The organism is Nonomuraea maritima (genome assembly GCF_900100395.1).
Taxonomy (GTDB): domain Bacteria; phylum Actinomycetota; class Actinomycetes; order Streptosporangiales; family Streptosporangiaceae; genus Nonomuraea; species Nonomuraea maritima.
In genome coordinates, this window is the sequence record NZ_FNFB01000013.1 from 154,851 (window position 1) to 173,191 (window position 18,341).

The following is an 18,341-nucleotide window of genomic DNA, read 5'->3' on the forward strand; positions in this document are numbered from 1 at the left end:
AACGCGTGCTCGTTCCGTCGCCGTCACCGGTCGTACCGGGCTCGGCCTTGGCGCAGCAGCCGCCCTGCGACGGTCGGCCGGGGCGGTTCGCACGGCCGCCCGGCTCAAGACATGATCCAGCGCCAGGGCCGCGATCGAGTTCCCTCGTGGGAAGCCGCCCGCACGTCCTCGCGTCGGTCACCGTCCAGCGCGGCCGGCCGGCCGGGGCTGCTGGGCGGCCTCGCGAGGCCGCCCCCCCTGCCGCCGCTCCTGCTTCCCTGCGACGGCGCCCCCTACCTGCTGATCGTTCGTCCACGCTGGGAGCGCGCCGCGGTCGCCTCAACCGAGCACCGGATAGTTCGCGCGGAACACGTTGTGCGGGTCGCGGGCCCGCTTGATCTCCCGCAGCCGCGCGAGCGCGCCGCCGGAGAAGGACTGCGCCGCCGTCTCACCGGGCGACAGCATGGTGTACGGCTTGCGGCCGCTGATGTGGCCCTCCAGGTCGGCCACGACCTCGGCCTGCCTGGCGCGCGTCGCGTCGGCCGCGTGCGGCAGGCCGAGCCCCACCAGGCCGAGCAGGTACGGCTCGGTCACCGCGCCGCTCGCGCCCGCCCCGCCGCCCGGCTCGGCGAGCGCCTCGTCCAGGTGCCTGATCTCCAGGTTGATGAGTGGTTCGACCGGCTTGGCCAGCAGGCGCTCCACCGCGTCCGCGTCCAGGCCGGTGAGCAGCTCCGCACGAGCGATGGCCGGGGCCGGAGCGGTGGGCTCGGCGGCGATGGCGCCCAGGTCGACAACCGGGACGACGCTGCGGCTGTCGGAGATCGCATCCCCGATCTTGTCGATGCGCGCCAGCAGGTCCTCCGCCTGACCCACCTCACCCAGGCAGGCCAGATTCAGCGTCACCATCGGCGGCGCGCCGGGGGGCTGGAGCCGGTAGACCCAGACACTGAGTTCACGCGGCGCCTCGGCGGTGATCTCCAGGAACGCGTCGTACACCTCCCTCGCCCGGTGCTCCGGCCAGATCACGCGCCCGCCGTACAGGCTCGGCGCGGGATACAGTTCGAGTTCGAGTGCGGTCACCACCGCGAAGTCGCCGCCACCGCCGCGCAACGCCCAGAACAGCTCGGGATCCGACTCGGCGGTCACCCGGCCCCGCTCGCCATCGGCGTCCACGATCTCGATGGCCAGCACGCTGTCGGAGGCTAAGCCGTACTTGCGGCTGAACCAGCCGAGCCCACCGCCCAGGGTGTAGCCGGTGACGCTGACCCCCGGCGCGCTGCCGGCCAGGCCGGTCAGACCCAGCGGACCGGCCGCCGCCAGCACCTGCTCCCACTTCGCGCCCGCGCCCACCCGGACCATGCGTTCGTCCGCGCGTACCTCCACGTCGTCCAGCAGGCCGGTGCGCAAGAGGATCAGGCCTCCCACATCGCCCGAGGCGCCATGCCCGCTCGGCTGCGCGGTCACCGTCATCCCCGCCCGCCGCGCGTGACGTACGAGCGCCGCCACGTCATCGGCGTCCACGGCCTCCACCACGGCCGCCACCGGCTGCCTGACGGTGAGATTCCACGGGGTGGCCGCCTGTTCGAAGCCGTCGTCACCCGGCAGGAGCACGCGCCCCTTGAGGACACCGCGCACATCGTTGATCGTCACAGTCGTCTCCCTTCGCGTTCTCACGAGTGGCATCTGACGGACCGCCCCCGGCGGGCGCCGGGAACCTGGCGGTGGCGCTGCGCCCGGTCGCGACGACCACCCGGCCTCAGCGGGAAGACACGTCCGGGAGCGGAGCGCCTTGACCAGCGCGTGGCCGGCCCGTCGCGGTATTTCTCGGCAGCTCGCGGCTTCGGTGTCTCAGGTGTCGGATCTGGCCTTGCTCGGTTGGACGCGCTTCGGCTCGCCGGGCATCTTCGGGTAGTTGGGGGGGTACGGCATGTCGCCGCGGTCGTCGCCGGCGTACAGCCGCAGCAACGGTTCGATGCTGTGGGCTCGGTCGTCGATGGACTCGTGCGGGTCGCCCACCTCCGCGAAGCGGGCCGGCACGGTGCGGATGTCGAAGTCGCGGGGGTCGGCGTCGGTCAGCTCGTCCCACGTGAGCGGTGCCGAGACGAGGGCGTCGGGCCGGGCCCTGACGGAGTAGGCGCTGACCACCGTGCGGTCGCGGGCGTTCTGGTTGTAGTCGACGAAGACGCGCTCCCCACGCTCCTCCTTCCACCAGGCCGTGGTCACGAGGTCGGGGTCGCGCGCCTCGACGGCTCTGGCCAGCGCGATGCCCGCGTGGCGCACCTCGACGAAGTCCCACCGCGGTTCGATGCGCACGAGGATGTGGATGCCGCGGTTGCCGGACGTCTTGACGAACCCGGTCATGCCCAGCTCACCGAGCACCTCACGCGTCAGGAACGCGGCCCGCCGCGCGGCGTCGAAGCCGAGCCCCGGCTGCGGGTCGAGGTCGATGCGCAGCTCGTCGGGGTGTTCGACGTCGGAGGCGCGCACCTGCCAGGGGTGGAAGTCGATGGTGCCGAGGTTGGCGCCGTAGGCGATGGCGGCGACCTCGGTGACGCACAACGATTGCGCCGTGCGGCCGCTCGGGAACGTCACCGTCACGGACTGCAGCCAGTCGGGATGCCGTGGCGGCATGCGCTTCTGGTAGATGGCCTCGGTCTGCACGCCGTCGGGATGGCGTTTGAGGTTGGTGGGCCGGTCGCGCAGCGCCCGCAGCGCCCCGTCTCCGACGCTCACGTAGTACTCGACCAGCTCGCGCTTGGTGGCCCCGATTTCCGGAAAGTAGACCTTGTCGGGGTTGGTGACCTTGACGGTCCGCTCCCCCACCTCTAGCTCGATGTACGGCGATGCCATGCCCCAGAACCTACTCTCCGGGTCCGACAACTCCGGGGAACGAGACGGGGTGGGCCCGTCCCGGAGCCGCCGCGGTGGCGGGACCGGGGGCTCGACGGGACGGGCCGGAAGATCGTCCGCCGCCGTTCCGGGCGCTGGCGCGCCACCCGGCCGGCCTCACGATCCCCGCGGCTCCAGCACGGGCGTGGGCTGCGCCGCTAGGCGGGATCTGGCGAACGATCTCACCCCTTTGCAGGAGGCGATGACACCCCCTTGCCTACAAAGACGCGAATTCGCCCCAGAACGGATGCTTCACCCTGCGGAGATCTCTTTTTGCCACCATCTCGTACTCTGGACTCATGGAAAAGGTCGTCAAGAGCGAGGCGGAGTGGCGGCAGCAGCTGTCGCCCGAGGAGTACCACGTCCTCCGGCAGGCCGGCACGGAGCGCCCGTTCACGGGGGAATACGTCGACACCAAGACCGAGGGCGTCTACTCGTGCCGCGCGTGCGGCACGGAGTTGTTCCGGTCTGACACGAAGTTCGAGTCGCACTGCGGCTGGCCGAGCTTCTTCGAACCGTCCGAGTCCGACGCGGTACGGCTCATCGAGGACCGCACCCTCGGCATGGTGCGCACCGAGGTGCGCTGCGCCCGGTGCGACTCGCATCTGGGGCACGTGTTCCACGGTGAGGGTTATCCGACCCCCACGGACGACCGCTACTGCATCAACTCGATCTCGCTGCGCCTCGAACCCAAGGCGTGATCACCTGGCCACGCGGCGTACCGATCGACGCTGAAGGGTACGTACGCCGCGTGCGCTTTGTCCATTTTCGCCATCGCTGGATGACGATCGAGACCATCGGGCGCGTCGTCACCCAGCAGTGCAAGGTGTGCTCGAGGACACGGGTCAGGGTCCGCTGACGGGCCTGGACGTCAGCGCCGGGCGGGACGGCTCACGCGGCACGTCCGGTCGGAGTCGCCGAGGATGTTGGCGAGCACGGGGTTGCCGTTGCCGCCCGTCCTCGCGTGGACGAACACCACCGGCTCGGCCACGCCTCGGGCGCGCAGGTACGCGAGCCCGCGCTCGCACAGGGTGATCGCGGTGGACGAGTCGTGCGCGCTGTCCGGCAGATCCGTGTAGATGCGCAGATAGCCGCCGACCGTGCGGATGTCCTTCATCCGGCGCAGCGCCTTGTCGCCGGCGCCCCAGCTCGCGTGGAAGTAGTCGGCCGCCTGCCGGTCGGTGTGCCGGTGGTCGTCCTTGGCGTCCGCACCGCGCGCGGCCAGGGAACCGCCGGCGGGCCGTGCGCCGCTCCCCTCAGGTGTGGCGGCGGGCCCGTCCGGCAGGACCGCGCCACCGGTCCCTCCGAGCGCGGACGCACCCGGACCTGACACGGGCGTACGACCCCATCCGGCGACCGCGGCCGGCCCACCGCCCTCGGCGCCGGACGTCGCGCGCACGCCGACCAGCACGGCCACCACGCCTCCTGCCAGCACCGGCACCGCCACCCACAGCATCTTCCCGGTACGGCTCCGCACCGCGCGCCGGCGCGCCGCATGCCGTCCCCGCATGCTGCCCCCCTCGGCCCTCTGGAACGTACCAAGCCCGAGTCTGGCAAAAGGGGTACGTCCCCGCAGCGGTATCGCCGACTTGGGTATGACCCGCCGCGCTGCCCGGGCACACGCACCGAGCAGCGTTCGGCCGGTATGCGTCAGGGAAGGCTGGCGATGATCTCGCTGACCGGCTTGCGCGCGCCCGTGTAGAACGGGATCTCGACGCGGGTGTGGCGGCGGGCCTGCGCGCCGCGCAGCGTGCGCATGAGGTCGACGATGCGGTGCAGCTCGTCGGCCTCGAACGCGAGCATCCACTCGTAGTCGTTGAGCGAGAAACACGCGACCGTGTTGGCCCGCACGTCGGGGTACTCGCGCGCCATCCGGCCGTGCTCTGCCAGCATCGCCCGGCGCTCGGAGTCGTCGAGGAGGTACCACTCGTAGGAGCGCACGAACGGGTAGACGCTGACGTACGCCCGCGGCTCCTCCTCGGCGAGGAAGGCCGGGATGTGCGACTTGTTGAACTCGGCCGGCCGGTGCAGCGCCATCGCCGACCAGACCGGCCTGGTGTGCCGGCCGAGCTCGGTGCGCCGGAACCGCGCGTAGACGTCCTGGAGGTCCTCCGACGTCGGCGCGTGCCACCAGAACATGAAGTCGGCGTCGGCCCGGAAGCCCGCAACGTCGTAGACCCCCCTGGTCACGACGTCCTTGCCGGCGGCCTGGTCGAGCAGCTCCTGCACCTCGGCGGCCTGCTCTTCACGGTCGCCCGGGCAGTGCCCGGTGACCTGGAAGACCGACCACATCGTGTAACGGATCACCTGGTTGAGATCGCGAGCCTTCGGCCGCGGAGCGCCCTCTGTCATGGTGACTATTCTCCCCGCAGGTGAAGGTGGTCCAGAATCCGGGCGGCGGCCTTGCGGGCGGAGCCCACGCAGGCCGCGATGCCGACACCGTCGTAGGCCGCGCCGCACACCGCGAGGCCGGGCTGCATCGCCACCGAGGCGAGGACCCTGGCCACCCGGTCGAGGTGACCGACGTTGTACTGCGGCAGCCCGCCGCCCCAGCGGGTGACGCGGGAGTCGACCGGCAGGCCGCTCGCGCCCATCACCTCGGCCATCTCGGCGGTGGCCAGCGAGACCAGCTCGGCGTCGTCGCGCTGCAGCAGGTGCTCCTCGCCGATCCGGCCGATCGAGCAGCGCAGGATCACGAGGTCGCCTGCCAGGTGGGGCCACTTCACCGAGCTGAACGTGACCGCCTTGACCGCCCGCCGCTCCACCGGGGGCACGAGGTAGCCGCTGGAGGCCACCGGCTGGGGGAACGCGTCGACGGGGTAGGCGAGGGTGACGACGGCCATGCTCGCGTACTGGATGCGGGCCAGCTCGTCGGCGGCCTTGGGCGCCTCGGCCTTGAGCAGCCGGCTGGTGGCGGGGCCCGGCGTGGCGAGGACGACCGCGTCGGCGTCGAGGACCTCGGGCCGCGGCACGGGACCGGTCACCAGCCGCCAGCCGTGCTCGGTGCGGCTCAGCTCGCGTACGGTGACGCCGGTGCGGATGTCGGCTCCGGACGCCTTGGCGACCACCTCGGGCAGGCCGCCGAGACCGTTGCGGAGCGTGGTGAAGACCGGGCCGGCGTCTTTGGGCGCCTCGTCGACGAGCTGCCGCGCCGCGGACAGCAGCGACCGTTCGGTGCGCGCCACCGCGGCGACGCGCGGCATCGTCGCCTCCAGCGACAGCTGGTCGGCGCGGCCCGCGTACACGCCGCCGAGCAGCGGCTCGATCAGCCGGTCGAGGACCTCGCCGCCGACGCGCGCCCGGATGTAGGCGGCCACGGACACGTCGGTACGGACCAGCGTCGGCGGCAGGATCTGGTCGAGCGGCACGCGCAGCAGCCCGCCGGGAGAGATGATGCCCGACCTGGCCAGCTCGGCGAGGTCGGCAGGCACGCCCATGACCTGGCCCTTCGGCAGGTGTCTCAGGGCGCCCCTGCTGTAGATGGCCGAGCGGGCGGTGCCGGGGAAGACCAGGTCGTCGCCGAGACCCACCGCCTTGGCCAGGTCGGCCGCCTCGGGCCGGCGGGCCAGCATGGCCTCTGCCCCCGCGTCGACGTTCACGCCGGCGACCTCGGAGGAGTACAGCTTGCCGCCGATGCGCGGCGCCCCCTCCAGGACGGTCACCCTGATCCGATCACCCGCGCCCTGGCGGAGATGCCACGCGGCGGCGAGACCGGAGATCCCTCCGCCGACCACGACCACGTGGGCCCGATTGCCTTCCACGTCCCCGACGCTATCGTCTCCGGAGGCCGCCCGGCCGCTCGGGTCGCGTGACCGTACCGTGATCGCCGACCGCAAACCGACCGCGCCCGGCGGCCGTCTTGAGGGTATGAGGAGAATCCGGTACGGCATCGTGCTCACCGTGGCCTGCACGGCCCTGTTGGCCGCTGGTTGCGGCGGTGGTCCCACGGTGACCTCCACGTCCGGGTCGGCCCCGGCCCCCGCGTTCGCCGGTGGCGGTGAGAGCGCGGCCGACTCCGCCCGCGCCGTGGCGCCCGCCGAGCGCCCGATGGCCGAGGCGAAGCAGGACCCCGCCGCCACCGACAGCGTCGTGTCGAACGTCGCGGCCACCCGCCAGGAGCGCCAGGTGATCTACACCGGGAGCGTGACCGTACGGGCCAAGGAGGTGGCCACGGCCGCGCAGCAGGCCAAGCAGATCGTCACGGAGGCGGGCGGCTACCTGAACCGCGAGGAGAGCAACTCGGCCGGCAGCGCCGAGGACACGGCGCTGCTGGAGTTCAAGGTGCCGCCGGCGAAGTACCCGGACGTGCTCCGGCGCTTCGGCGCCGAGCTCGGCAGGCAGCTGTCGGTGAACCAGGGCACCCAGGACGTCACCTTGCAGGTGGCGGACGTCGAGAGCCGGCTGCGGTCGGCCCAGGCGTCGCTGAAGTCGCTGCGCGAGCTGTTGGCACGGGCCGACACGATCGGGCAGGTGCTCCAGGTCGAGCGTGAGATCTCCTCCCGAGAGTCCGACCTGGAGGCGCTGCAGGCGCAGCAGAAGGAGCTGGCCGCGCAGGTCTCGATGGCCACGCTCACGCTGCGGCTGGTGGGCCCGGTCGCCGTGGTGGACGACCCGGCGGAGGAGCCTGCCGGTTTCCTCGGCGGCCTCAAGGCGGGCTGGGCCGCGCTGGTCGCGTTCGTGAAGGTCGCGCTCACGGCGGTGGGTGCGGTGCTGCCGTGGCTGGCGGTCGTGCTACCGCCGACCGCCCTGATCGTCTACCTCGTACGCCGTGCCCGTGCCCGCCGTCCCGCTCCGCCGCCCGCCGTCGCCGCCGAGCCCGGCCCCGAGGCGGGGTGATTCAGGACGTGGCCTCGTGGACGAGGTCGGTCAGGCGCTTGAGCTGGTCGGGGTCGGTGGACGGCAGCACGCCGTGGCCCAGGTTGAAGACGTGGCCCTCGGCGGCGCCGCCGCGGCGCAGCACCTCGCGGGCCTTGCGCTCGACGACCTCCCACGGAGCCAGCAGGATCGCCGGGTCGAGGTTGCCCTGCAGCGCCTTGCCCGGCCCCACGCGGCGGGCGGCCTCGTCGAGCGGGACGCGCCAGTCGACGCCCACGACGTCGGCCCCGGCCTCGCCGAGCACGCCGAGCAGCTCGCCGGTGCCGACGCCGAAGTGGATGCGCGGGACGTCGGCGACGCCCGCGAAGATGCGCCGGGTGTGCGGCAGGATGAACTCACGGTAGTCGTCGGGCGCCACCGCCCCCACCCACGAGTCGAAGAGCTGCACGGCCGAGGCGCCCGCGTCGATCTGGACGCGCAGGTGGGTGAGGACGATGTCGGTCAGCCGCTCCATCAGCGCGTGCCACAGCTTCGGCTCGCCGTACATCATGGCCTTGGTGCGGTCGTGGTTCTTGGACGGGCCGCCCTCGATGAGGTAGGAGCCGAGTGTGAACGGCGCGCCGGCGAACCCGATCAGCGGCGTGCCGCCCAGCTCGCCGGTGAGCGCGCGGATGGCCTCGGTGACGTACGGGACGTCGTCGGGCTCCAGCGGGCGCAGCACGTCGAGCGCCTTCGCGTCGCGGATGGGGTCGGCCACGACGGGCCCGACGCCGGGCTTGATGTCGAGGTCGACGCCGATGGCCTTGAGCGGCACGACGATGTCGCTGAAGAAGATGGCCGCGTCGACCCCGTAGCGGCGTACCGGCTGCATGGTGATCTCGACGATCAGGTCGGGCGTCTCGCACGCGGTGAGCATCGGCACGCCCTCGCGGACCTTCAGGTATTCCGGCAGCGACCGGCCGGCCTGGCGCATGTACCAGACAGGCGTGTGGGGAACGGCCTGGCGGCGGCAGGCGCGGAGGAAGGCGGAGTCGGCGAGGTTCACCCCACAAGGGTGCCACGGACGGTCACCGGTTCGGCCCCGGACCCTCGCGTCAGCCGGAGTTCACGCAGGTCGGGACGGCGGCCGGAGCGAGGGTACAGATGCGAGGTGTCGGAAAAAGATGCATTGGGTACACCAAATCATGATCAGATAGGCCGATGATGGTTTACCGGTCTGCTCGGCATCGGCATCGGGCACGGGTCGAACACACCCCATGCCCGCCCAGAGAGCCGGTCTCGAGTGGGCCAAAAGTCACCCAAGCCACCGCGCGGCACCGATTCAGCGACCACTTTCGGGACACGCCGAGCGCGTTGCGGGGAAATGTCAGCGCCACGTGCCAACGTCGGAGCCACGACCCGAAGAAAGGCCCCGGTTCGATGACTGGTGCGATGACCGCGCTGTGGAGTTCCCCAGAGCGCCACGGTGGGTACCTCGGTGGCCGCCACGACGGGAGCCGCCCGTCCCGCGGCGGCCGGCGCCCGTTCGAGCCGCCGTGCGGCGAAGGACGCGAGCCGGGCGCGTGCCCCGACCAGGCCGGCGGCCACGTGGTCACGATCGGCGCCACCGAGTCCACCCTTCCGGTTCGCCAGCTTGTTACGGCAGCGGCTTGATCACCAAGGATGAGCACCCCCGTGGTCCCCTTCCGTCCCACCTCGACCTACGCTTCGGCTATGACACTCGGTGACCAGCCGCCGCCTCCCGCCGCCTTCACGCGCGCGGTCGCGAGCATGCGGCCGGCCGAGGTCAGGCCCGAGATCGAGTTGGAAGACCTGCCCGCGCCCCAGCGGCTGGCCCCCTACGCGGCCGCCATCGGCGCCTCGGTCTACCGCGACGACGACGAGCTGGCGGTCGGCCGGCTGATCCTCCTCTACGACCCCGACGGCCAGCGAGGCTGGGAGGGCCCGTTCCGGCTGGTCGCCTATGTCAGGGCCGACATGGAGCCGGAGATCACCTCCGATCCCCTGCTCGGCCCGGTGGCGTGGAGCTGGCTGACCGAGGCCCTCGACGCACACCACGCCGACTACTCCGCCGCTGGCGGTACGGTGACAAGAGCCGTGTCCGAAGGTTTCGGCAACAAGGCCGACGATCCGGTCACGACCGAGCTCGAGCTGCGGGCGTCCTGGTCACCCTCCCAGGAGGACCTCTCGGGGCATGTGGCCGCCTGGTGCGACCTCATGTGCCTGGCCGCGGGCATCCCGCCGCTCCCGCCCGACGTGGCCGCCCTGCCACGCCGACGTGATGATCCGGAGAGTGACCGAACGAAGTGAGGGCACCAGTCAAGACAGCGCCAGCGTCATGAGGTCGGTGAGCTCATGACAGAAGAACGCACAGTGGAGCCGCTGCTCGAACCGCGCGAGGGCATCCCCCCGGTCATCGCCGACGCCGCCGCGCTGGCCGAGACGGTGGACAGGTTCGCCGCGGGCACCGGTCCTGTCGCGGTCGACGCCGAGCGCGCCTCCGGCTACCGCTACGGCAACCGTGCCTATCTGGTGCAGCTGCGCCGGGCCGGCGCGGGCACCGCGTTGATCGACCCGATCGAGTGTCCCGACCTGTCCGGGCTCGACCGGGCGGTCGCCGACGCCGAGATCGTCCTGCACGCCGCATCCCAAGACCTTCCTTGCCTGCTCGAGGTGGGGTTCAGGCCGCGCCGGATGTTCGACACCGAGCTCGCAGGACGGCTGCTCGGCTACGAGCGCGTGGGGCTCGGCACGATGGTCGAGACCGTGCTCGGCCTGCGGCTGGAGAAGGGGCACTCGGCCGCCGACTGGTCGACCAGGCCGCTGCCGGAAGACTGGCTGCGCTACGCGGCGCTCGACGTGGAGGTGCTGGTCGAGCTCCGCGACGCGCTCCACGAGCAGCTCTCCGAGAGCGGGAAGCTGGAGTGGGCGCGCGAGGAGTTCGCCGCCGTGCTCGCCACCCCGCCGCCCGCCCCCAGGTCCGACCCGTGGCGGCGTACGTCGGGCATCCACAAGGTGCGCAACGTGCGCGCGCTGGCGATCGTGCGGGAGCTGTGGACCATGCGCGACAGAATCGCGCGCGAGTCCGACCTCGCTCCCGGGCGGGTGCTGCCGGACGCGGCGATCGTCACGGCCGCGCTGGAAGGTCCGCGAACCAAGAAGGCGCTGACCGAAATTTCGGCATTCACTGGCAGAAGTGCGCGCAAGCACATGAGTGACTGGCTGGCCGCCGTCGCGCGGGCGCGGGCGCTGCCCGACAACCAGCTCCCCCTGCCCAGCACGGCCGGTGACGGGCCGCCGCCGCCCAACCGCTGGGCCGACCGCGACCCGGCCGCCGCCAAGCGGCTGGCCGCAGCGCGGGCCATGGTGTCCACGCTGGCCGAGCAGCACCACATGCCCACGGAGAACCTCCTGCAGCCCGACGCCGTACGCCGGCTGACGTGGGAGCCGCCCGCCGAGATCACCGACGAGAGCGTGAGCGCGCGGCTGCGCGAGCTGGGCGCGCGGGAGTGGCAGGTCACGCTGACCGCCCACCCCATCGCCAAGGCGCTGGCCAAGCTGGAGACCCGCGACCTGTAACCGTGTGACCGGCCGGGCGCGGGGTCTGCCGGTACGGCCGCTCAGCGCCGGCCTGTCCATGCGGCGTGTCGTGCGGTCTGCCCGTGCGGTCTGCCCGTGCTGCCTCTGAGCAGTGCCTGTTGGGTGGGGTCGGTACTTGACGCCCTCGGCGGCCCGGCCTTACCGTTCGGGAAAGCGCTTTCCTTAGGTGAAGGGATCCTCATGAGCGTGCGCACCATCGGCATCGTGATGAACGGTGTCACCGGACGGATGGGCTACCGCCAGCACCTGGTCCGTTCCGTCCTGGCCATCAACGAGCAGGGCGGCGTCGCGCTCTCGGACGGCGAGCGGGTCAAGCTCAGGCCGGTGCTGGTGGGCCGCAGCGCCGACAAGCTCGCGGCCATCGCGAACCGGCACGGGATCCCCGACGTGACCACCGACCTCGACGCCGCCCTCGCCGACGACGCCAACCTGATCTACTTCGACGCCCAGGTGACCAGCGCCCGGGTGAAGGCCGTGCTCAAGGCCGTCGACGCGGGCAAGCACGTCTACGTGGAGAAGCCCACGGCCGAGTCGACGCAGGAAGCGCTCTCGCTGGCCGAGGCCGCCGCCGCCAAGGGCGTCAAGAACGGCGTCGTGCAGGACAAGCTGTTCCTGCCTGGCCTGCTCAAGCTCAAGCGGCTGATCGACGGCGGCTTCTTCGGCCGCATCCTGTCGGTGCGGGGCGAGTTCGGCTACTGGGTGTTCGAGGGCGACTGGCAGGAGGCCCAGCGCCCGTCGTGGAACTACCGGGCCGAGGACGGCGGCGGCATCGTGCTCGACATGTTCCCCCACTGGCACTACGTGATGGAGAACCTGTTCGGCCGCGTCCGGTCGGTCTACGCCCAGGCGACCACGCACATCCCGGCGCGCGTCGACGAGCAGGGGAACACCTACCAGGCGACCGCCGACGACGCCGCGTACGGGATCTTCGAGCTGGAGGGCGGGATCATCGCCCAGATCAACTCCTCCTGGGCGGTCCGCGTGCACCGCGACGAGCTGGTGGAGTTCCAGGTGGACGGCACGCACGGCAGTGCCGTCGCGGGCCTGCGCAACTGCCGCGCGCAGCACCGCTCGGTCACCCCCAAGCCCGTGTGGAACCCCGATCTGCCGGCCACCGCGCGCTTCCGCGACGGCTGGCAGGAGGTGCCGGACAACGACGAGTTCGACAACGGGTTCAAGATCCAGTGGGAGGGGTTCATCCGGCACGTGCTGGAGGACGCGCCCTTCCCCAACGACTTCGCCTCGGGCGCCCGCGGTGTCCAGCTCGCCGAGCTGGGTCTGCGCTCGTCCGCCGAGGGCCGCCGGATCGAGGTGCCGCAGTCGTGAGGATCGACCTGCCAGGAGTGGGCCCGTACGAGCTGCGCGAGCCCGCACGCTGGTCCCCCGCCGAGCGGCCGGCGACGAGCCGGATCGCCTACGCCGCCGCCCACGTGGTCGCCGACCCGCTGGGCGACAACACGCCCGGCTCCCCCGCCGTCGTCGACTGGGACGCGACGCTGCGCTTCCGCCGCCACCTGTGGTCGTACGGTCTGCGGGTGGCCGACGCCATGGACACCGCCCAGCGCAACATGGGCCTCGACTGGGCGGCGACCAGGGAGCTCATCCGGCGCAGCGCCGCCGAGGCCCGCGCCTACGGCGACCCGGCGGCGCTCGTGTCCTGCGGCGCCGGCACCGACCACCGTCCGGACGCGGGCGACCTGGACGCGATCACGGCGGCGTACGCCGAGCAGATCGAGACCGTGCAGGACACCGGCGCCGGCGTGATCATCATGGCCTCGCGCCAGCTGGCCCGGGTGGCGTCGGGGCCCGCCGACTACCACCAGGTGTACGGCAAGCTGTTCGGGCTGGCCGGCCGTCCGGTGATCCTGCACTGGCTGGGCGAGATGTTCGATCCGCAGCTGGCGGGCTACTGGGGTTCGCGCGAGGTCGACGCGGCGACGGAGTCGTTCCTTGAGCTGATCCACGCCCACGCCGCGATGGTGGACGGCGTGAAGGTGTCGCTGCTCGACGAGGAGCACGAGGTGCGTCTGCGCGCCGCGCTGCCCGAGGGCGTCAAGCTGTACACCGGCGACGACTTCAACTACCCGTCCCTGATCAGGTCGGGTTCGCACGCGCTGCTCGGCATCTTCGACGCCATCGCCCCGGCCGCGGCGGCGGCGCTGCGGGTGCTCGACGAGGCCGAGGCGGCTCCCGACGCGGCGGAACGCGACCGGCTGCTGGCCGCCTACGACGAGATCCTGGCGCCGACGGTGCCGCTGTCGCGGAAGATCTTCGAGGCGCCGACGTACCACTACAAGACCGGCATCGTGTTCCTGTCCTGGCTGAACGGCCACCAGGACGCGTTCGCCATGGTGAACGGCGCCCAGTCGGCCCGCTCGCTGGTGCACCTGGCAGAGGTGTTCGCCCTGGCCGACCAGGCCGGGCTGCTGGCCGACCAGGAGCTCGCGGTGCGCCGGATGAAGGCCCTGCTGGCGGTGAACGGCCTGTGAGCCTCTCGCTGAACCAGTGGACGACCAGGCGCTGGTCGGTCGCCGAGGCCGTGGACGGCTGCGTCCGGCACGGCCTGGAGGCGATCGGGCTGTGGCGCGAGAAGGTCGCCGAGCAGGGGCTCGCGGAGAGCGTCAAGCTCGTGCGGGCAGCCGGGCTGCGGGTCTCGTCGCTGTGCCGCGGCGGCTTCCTCACCGCGGGCGGCCTGCCCGGCGAGGAGGGGCGTACGGCGTTCGCGCGGGCGCTGGAGGACAACCGGCGGGCCATCGACGAGGCGGCCGAGCTGTCGGCGGCGTGCCTGGTGATGGTGGTGGGCGGCCTGCCCGGCGTGCGGCCGGGCGAGGCGCTGCCCGCCGGCGGCTTCACGCGTGACCTCGCAGGGGCCCGCGAGCAGGTGGCCGAGGCGCTGGCGGAGCTGGCGCCGTACGCCGGGGAGCGGGGGGTGAAGCTGGCCCTGGAGCCGCTGCACCCGATCTACTGCCCGGACCGGGCCGTGCTGTCGACGCTCGGGCAGGCGCTGGAGCTGAGCCTGCCGTACCCGCAGGAGCAGGTCGGCGTCGTGGTGGACACCTTCCACGTGTGGTGGGACCCGCGGCTGTTCGAGGACGTCGCTCGGGCCGGCCGCAGGATCGCCTCCTACCAGGTGTGCGACTACCTGCACCCGCTGCCCGAGGACGTGCTGCTCGGGCGGGGCATGATGGGCGACGGCGTGATCGACTTCCGGCCGATCACGCAGGCGGTGCTGGCCGCCGGGTACGCCGGCGACGTCGAGGTCGAGATCTTCAACGCCGACGTCTGGGCCGCCGACCCCGACGAGGTGGTGGCCACCATGCGGGCCCGCTACGAGGACGTGGTGCTCGCCGCCCCGTGACGGCCGGTGTCAGGACGGCACCGGGCGTCACGGGCGTCCGGTGTCAGGACGGCACCGTCACGGTGCCGGCGGCGCCGTTCACGGTGATCTCCTGGCCCGGCGTGATGCGCTGTGTCGCGCCGGGCACGCCGACGACGGCCGGGATGCCGTACTCCCTGGCCACGACCGCGCCGTGCGACATCGCGCCGCCCATCTCCATGACGAGCCCGCCCGCCGTCAGGAACAGCGGCGTCCAGCCAGGGTCGGTCGAGGGGCAGACGAGGATCTCGCCGGGCTCCAGGTGCGCGCCGACCGGATCGAGGACCACCCTGGCCCTGCCGGTGACCGTGCCAGGGGAGGCGGCGGTGCCGGTGATCGCGCCGTCGGCGGCGGGCTCGGCGAGCGCCTCCGGCTCGGTGCCGTCGGACAGCAGCACGCGCGGCACGTGCCGGCGGCGGCGTTCCCTGTCGTACTCCTCGCGCCTGGCGGCCACGAGCGGACGCCGGTCGCCGCCGGACAGGGCGGCCCTGGCCTCGCGAATGTCGAGGAAGAACACGTCGGCGGGCGCGTCGAGGACGCCCCGCTCCGCGAGGTGCTCGCCGACCACCAGCAGGCTCCGCCGGACCGCCGCGAGCGACTTGACGAGGTGGAACTTGGGCAGCTCGCGCAGCCCCGCATACGTACGGGTGCGCCCGAGCGCGAACCGCACCACGGGGGCCCGCCAGCGCGCCCTGCGCCCGGCCCGCGCCGCCACCCGGGCGACCGCCTGCCGCGCCTCTCGGTCGCCCTTCGCGAAGAGCACGTCGGGGGCGAGGTCATCATCGTCCATGCGCAGGTAGTTGGCCAGCGCGCCGAGGATGTGCTCGGGCTCCTCCGACCAGCGGGGCACGCCGAGGTCGATCTCGGCGACGCCGCGGTGGCCGTACGTGTCGAGGAAGGCGGCGATCTCGCGCTGGGCCGTGGGCAGGAGGAGCTTCTCGCGGTAGCGGCGGGCCAGCTCGGCGACGGACAACTCGCGGAACGGCTCCGGCTCGATCCGGGTGGCGAGGTGCCACAGGGCGAGGTCCATCTCCGTGGTGGGGTTGTGCGGGACGCCGCGCAGCACGTCGCCCATGTCGTTCACCGGCACCCCGGACAGCCGGGAGGCCAGCGCGAACAGGGCGTAGCCGGTGACGACGGTCGGCATGATCGTGATGATCCGCGGGAACGTCCCGGCGAGCACCCGTTCCGCGTGGTCGAGCCGCTGCTCGGGGGTGGCCGAGTCGGGCACCCTGAGCCGGCGCTCGTTCTCCTGTCCGATCCGCTCGATGGACGCCAGCGCCTTGCGGGGGCTGGTGAGGGCGGTCAGCGCGCGGGCGGGCAGGCGTACGCGGCGGGCGAAGTGGGCGAGGCCGCGCAGGAAGCGGTGGGCGGGGGCGGGCGTCACGGCCAGCCGGGGGTCGTCGAACAGCCGCTCCATCACGGTCGCGGTGCGCGCCTCGCCGAGCGTCATCGCGCGCGGCAGCAGGACGCGGCCCTGGCGGCTGCGTACGGCCGGGGTGATGTCGAACCACACGCGGTCGCCCGACGCCGTCATGAAGGGGGCGCCGTCGCGCGGGTCGGCGGGGGCGCGGCCGAACAGGCCCGCGCCGCCCGCGCTGATCAGCCGGAACGCCGACACCCCCATCGGGGTGAGCGGGCCCATGACGCCCTGCACCACGTTGAGCGAGAAGTACACCCTCAGACCAGGACCCTTGGGCTCGGGCAGCGGGTAGAGCGTGGTGACGGGCCTGGCCTGGGTGAGCCAGAGCTTTCCGTCGCGGTCGAGGGCCCACTCGGTGTCCTGGGGGCTGCCGTAGTGCCGCTCGACGCGCTCGCCGAGGGCGGCGAGCTCGCGTACGCGGTCGTCGGTGAGGCTGAGGCCGCTCACGGCGGTCTCGACGTGTTCGGTGCCGCCTCCCGGCAGGGGACGGACGGCGATCCGCTTGTCGCCGGCGCGGCGCTCCAGGATTCTTCCGTCGAGGACGACGAAGCGGTCGGGGTTGACGGCGCCCGAGACGACCGCCTCGCCGAGCCCCGGGCTCGCGTCGATCACGATCTCGTGCCGCCGGCCCGTGACCGGGTTGGCGGTGAACATGACGCCCGCCACCTCGGCGTCCACCATCGTCTGGACGACGACCGCGAGGCTCACGCAGGCGTGGTCGACGCCGTTCGACTCGCGGTAGGCGACGGCGCGGTCGGTCCACAGCGAGGCCCAGCAGCGGCGTACGGCCTCCACGACCGCCTGCGCGCCCACGACGTTGAGGAACGTGTCCTGCTGACCGGCGAAGCTGGCGAACGGCAGGTCTTCCGCCGTGGCGGAGGAGCGTACGGCGACCGGCACATCATCGCCGAGCGCGGTGTAGGCGGCGACGATCGCGTCGCGCACGTCCGGCGGGACGGGGGTTTCCAGGAGGTGCCGCCTGGCCCGTTCGGCCAGGTCGTCGCCGGTCGGGTCGAAACCATGGGCGGCCCGCCGGTAGGCCTCCGTGGTCAGCGCCCACCCGGGCGGGACGGGCAGCCCCGCCTTGGTGAGCTCGCCGAGGTTCGCGGCCTTGCCGCCGACCGTGGCGAGCAGCCCGGCGTGGATCTCGGCGAGATCGAGGACCAGCGTCATCGTGTGTGCTCCCGGGGGTGAGTCGTCCTGCCCCCAGTGTCACCCGTTTCCGCCAGAAATTCAACACATGATGAAAATGCTGCGTCCGGGGCCGGCGGGATGCGGACCAGTCGCGCGAGGAGGCGGCCGAGACGGTCGACCGCAGCCCAGCAGACCGCGGCGCGGGCCGGCGTGGACAAGCTTCGGGGGAACCGGCTCGGCTGCACGCCGACCGGGGGTCATTCGAGGAACCGGGTGAGGCGCCGCCAAGATCTTGGTAGAGCCAATCGGGCAGGTCGGCCGATGACCCGAGGGGCGGGCACCCGAGAGAGCGCCGGCCGGGCGGTCCAGAGATCATTCCCCATGACGGTTCTTGTGATACTCACGAATGGCCACGAAACCGGTGACCAGAAGAATCACGATGATGAAAGCAGATGCTGCGAATATGTTGGCGCCGGACTTTCCTTCGTTGATGGAGTTCGTGATGCGAACGAAGCCGAACAGCGCACGTTTCCATCACTTCAGCTCCTTGAACTTCTTCGTCTTCATCGATTGTCCACTTCGCTGAACGGCGAGAAATACCCCTGTCAAACCAGAAGTACGGGGCAGGATCCAGGCCTGCGGAGACTTCCGCTTCCATCGATTACCTGCCGCGCCCCACTCGGAAGAATGGTGTCAGCGAGCGCCAACCCGCCGTCCTGAGGTTTTCTCGAGCGTAAAACTCCACGGACCCGCTGGGGCACTGCCGCAGAACGACGTCATGGCCGATCCGAGCGGGAGAGCCGCCGGGACGACGTCCGCGGCCAGGTCCGGCGGCGTCTGGATGGCGGCCTTGTGCCTTGGCCATCTGCTATGGCAGGACAGTCCCCACCCGCCGGGAACTTCGTGTTCGCGCCATCGCGGCGGCAGTCGGAGACGGCCGCAACGTTCTGGGCGTGGTGGGTGGCGGAGATCGTTCTTCGCGGGGGTTGGCGGATATCAACAGTCGGATATTTCAGGATTTGCAGAGGCTGGGTTCCTATAGCAGGTGAAACCAGGATCTCGGATTTCAGGCACGGCCATCCGTGATCACCTAGAAGTGGCTGAGCGGGACAGTCTCGGGCCAGC

General features: G+C 72.0%; 14 protein-coding genes. 7 read left to right on the forward strand and 7 right to left on the reverse strand.

What is annotated here, in order from left to right; genetic code table 11:
• Positions 1-318: 318 nt before the first annotated feature.
• Entirely contained in the window at positions 319-1,629 is a 1,311-nt protein-coding gene (locus BLR04_RS21655) for an FAD-binding oxidoreductase (RefSeq protein ID WP_218129103.1), read from the reverse strand.
• Positions 1,630-1,827: 198 nt separating this feature from the next.
• The gene (gene ligD / locus BLR04_RS21660; RefSeq protein WP_090768220.1) at positions 1,828-2,829 is read right to left on the reverse strand and encodes a non-homologous end-joining DNA ligase; all 1,002 of its coding nucleotides are present in this window, start codon (positions 2,827-2,829) and stop codon (positions 1,828-1,830) included.
• Positions 2,830-3,167: 338 nt separating this feature from the next.
• Between ligD and msrB the strand changes: the two genes are divergently transcribed.
• On the forward strand, positions 3,168-3,569 hold the full coding sequence (gene msrB, locus BLR04_RS21665) for a peptide-methionine (R)-S-oxide reductase MsrB (RefSeq protein ID WP_090768223.1): 402 nt from the start codon (positions 3,168-3,170) through the stop codon (positions 3,567-3,569).
• Between the two features lie 170 nt (positions 3,570-3,739).
• Here the strand turns inward: msrB and BLR04_RS21670 are convergent, their stop codons facing one another.
• From BLR04_RS21670 to hemG, 3 genes are all read right to left on the reverse strand, one after another.
• On the reverse strand, positions 3,740-4,378 hold the full coding sequence (locus BLR04_RS21670) for a hypothetical protein (protein WP_143022133.1): 639 nt from the start codon (positions 4,376-4,378) through the stop codon (positions 3,740-3,742).
• 140 nt (positions 4,379-4,518) lie between these two features.
• Positions 4,519-5,220, reverse strand: coding sequence for a hydrogen peroxide-dependent heme synthase (gene hemQ / locus BLR04_RS21675; protein WP_090768228.1), 702 nt, complete (start codon positions 5,218-5,220; stop codon positions 4,519-4,521).
• A 5-nt stretch (positions 5,221-5,225) separates the two neighbouring features.
• Positions 5,226-6,629 (reverse strand): protoporphyrinogen oxidase, encoded by a 1,404-nt coding sequence (gene hemG, locus BLR04_RS21680; protein ID WP_245740401.1) that lies wholly within the window; start codon positions 6,627-6,629, stop codon positions 5,226-5,228.
• Positions 6,630-6,735: 106 nt separating this feature from the next.
• Between hemG and BLR04_RS21685 the strand changes: the two genes are divergently transcribed.
• Positions 6,736-7,704 (forward strand): DUF4349 domain-containing protein, encoded by a 969-nt coding sequence (locus tag BLR04_RS21685; RefSeq protein ID WP_090768235.1) that lies wholly within the window; start codon positions 6,736-6,738, stop codon positions 7,702-7,704.
• A gap of 1 nt (position 7,705) precedes the next feature.
• Here BLR04_RS21685 and hemE read toward each other — a convergent pair whose 3' ends face one another.
• Positions 7,706-8,728: a uroporphyrinogen decarboxylase gene (hemE, locus tag BLR04_RS21690; protein ID WP_090768238.1), complete on the reverse strand. Its 1,023-nt coding sequence runs from the start codon at positions 8,726-8,728 to the stop codon at positions 7,706-7,708.
• Positions 8,729-9,396: 668 nt separating this feature from the next.
• On the opposite strand from hemE, the gene BLR04_RS21695 reads away from it, so the two are divergent.
• The 5 genes from BLR04_RS21695 to BLR04_RS21715 all read left to right on the forward strand — a co-directional run bounded on the left by BLR04_RS21695 (position 9,397) and on the right by BLR04_RS21715 (position 14,641).
• On the forward strand, positions 9,397-9,993 hold the full coding sequence (locus BLR04_RS21695; RefSeq protein ID WP_090768241.1) for a DUF3000 domain-containing protein: 597 nt from the start codon (positions 9,397-9,399) through the stop codon (positions 9,991-9,993).
• Between the two features lie 45 nt (positions 9,994-10,038).
• Complete coding sequence (locus BLR04_RS21700) at positions 10,039-11,262, forward strand: HRDC domain-containing protein (RefSeq protein WP_090768245.1); 1,224 nt, start codon at positions 10,039-10,041, stop codon at positions 11,260-11,262.
• A gap of 201 nt (positions 11,263-11,463) precedes the next feature.
• On the forward strand, positions 11,464-12,609 hold the full coding sequence (locus BLR04_RS21705) for a Gfo/Idh/MocA family protein (protein WP_090768248.1): 1,146 nt from the start codon (positions 11,464-11,466) through the stop codon (positions 12,607-12,609).
• The gene (locus tag BLR04_RS21710) at positions 12,606-13,772 is read left to right on the forward strand and encodes a dihydrodipicolinate synthase family protein (RefSeq protein WP_090768251.1); all 1,167 of its coding nucleotides are present in this window, start codon (positions 12,606-12,608) and stop codon (positions 13,770-13,772) included. The genes BLR04_RS21705 and BLR04_RS21710 overlap by 4 nt, the downstream gene beginning before the upstream one ends.
• The gene (locus tag BLR04_RS21715) at positions 13,769-14,641 is read left to right on the forward strand and encodes a sugar phosphate isomerase/epimerase family protein (protein ID WP_090768254.1); all 873 of its coding nucleotides are present in this window, start codon (positions 13,769-13,771) and stop codon (positions 14,639-14,641) included. Before BLR04_RS21710 ends, BLR04_RS21715 begins: the two co-directional genes overlap by 4 nt.
• Positions 14,642-14,684: 43 nt before the next feature.
• Here BLR04_RS21715 and BLR04_RS21720 read toward each other — a convergent pair whose 3' ends face one another.
• Positions 14,685-17,255 (reverse strand): PEP/pyruvate-binding domain-containing protein, encoded by a 2,571-nt coding sequence (locus BLR04_RS21720; RefSeq protein WP_090768258.1) that lies wholly within the window; start codon positions 17,253-17,255, stop codon positions 14,685-14,687.
• Positions 17,256-18,341 lie beyond the last annotated feature (1,086 nt).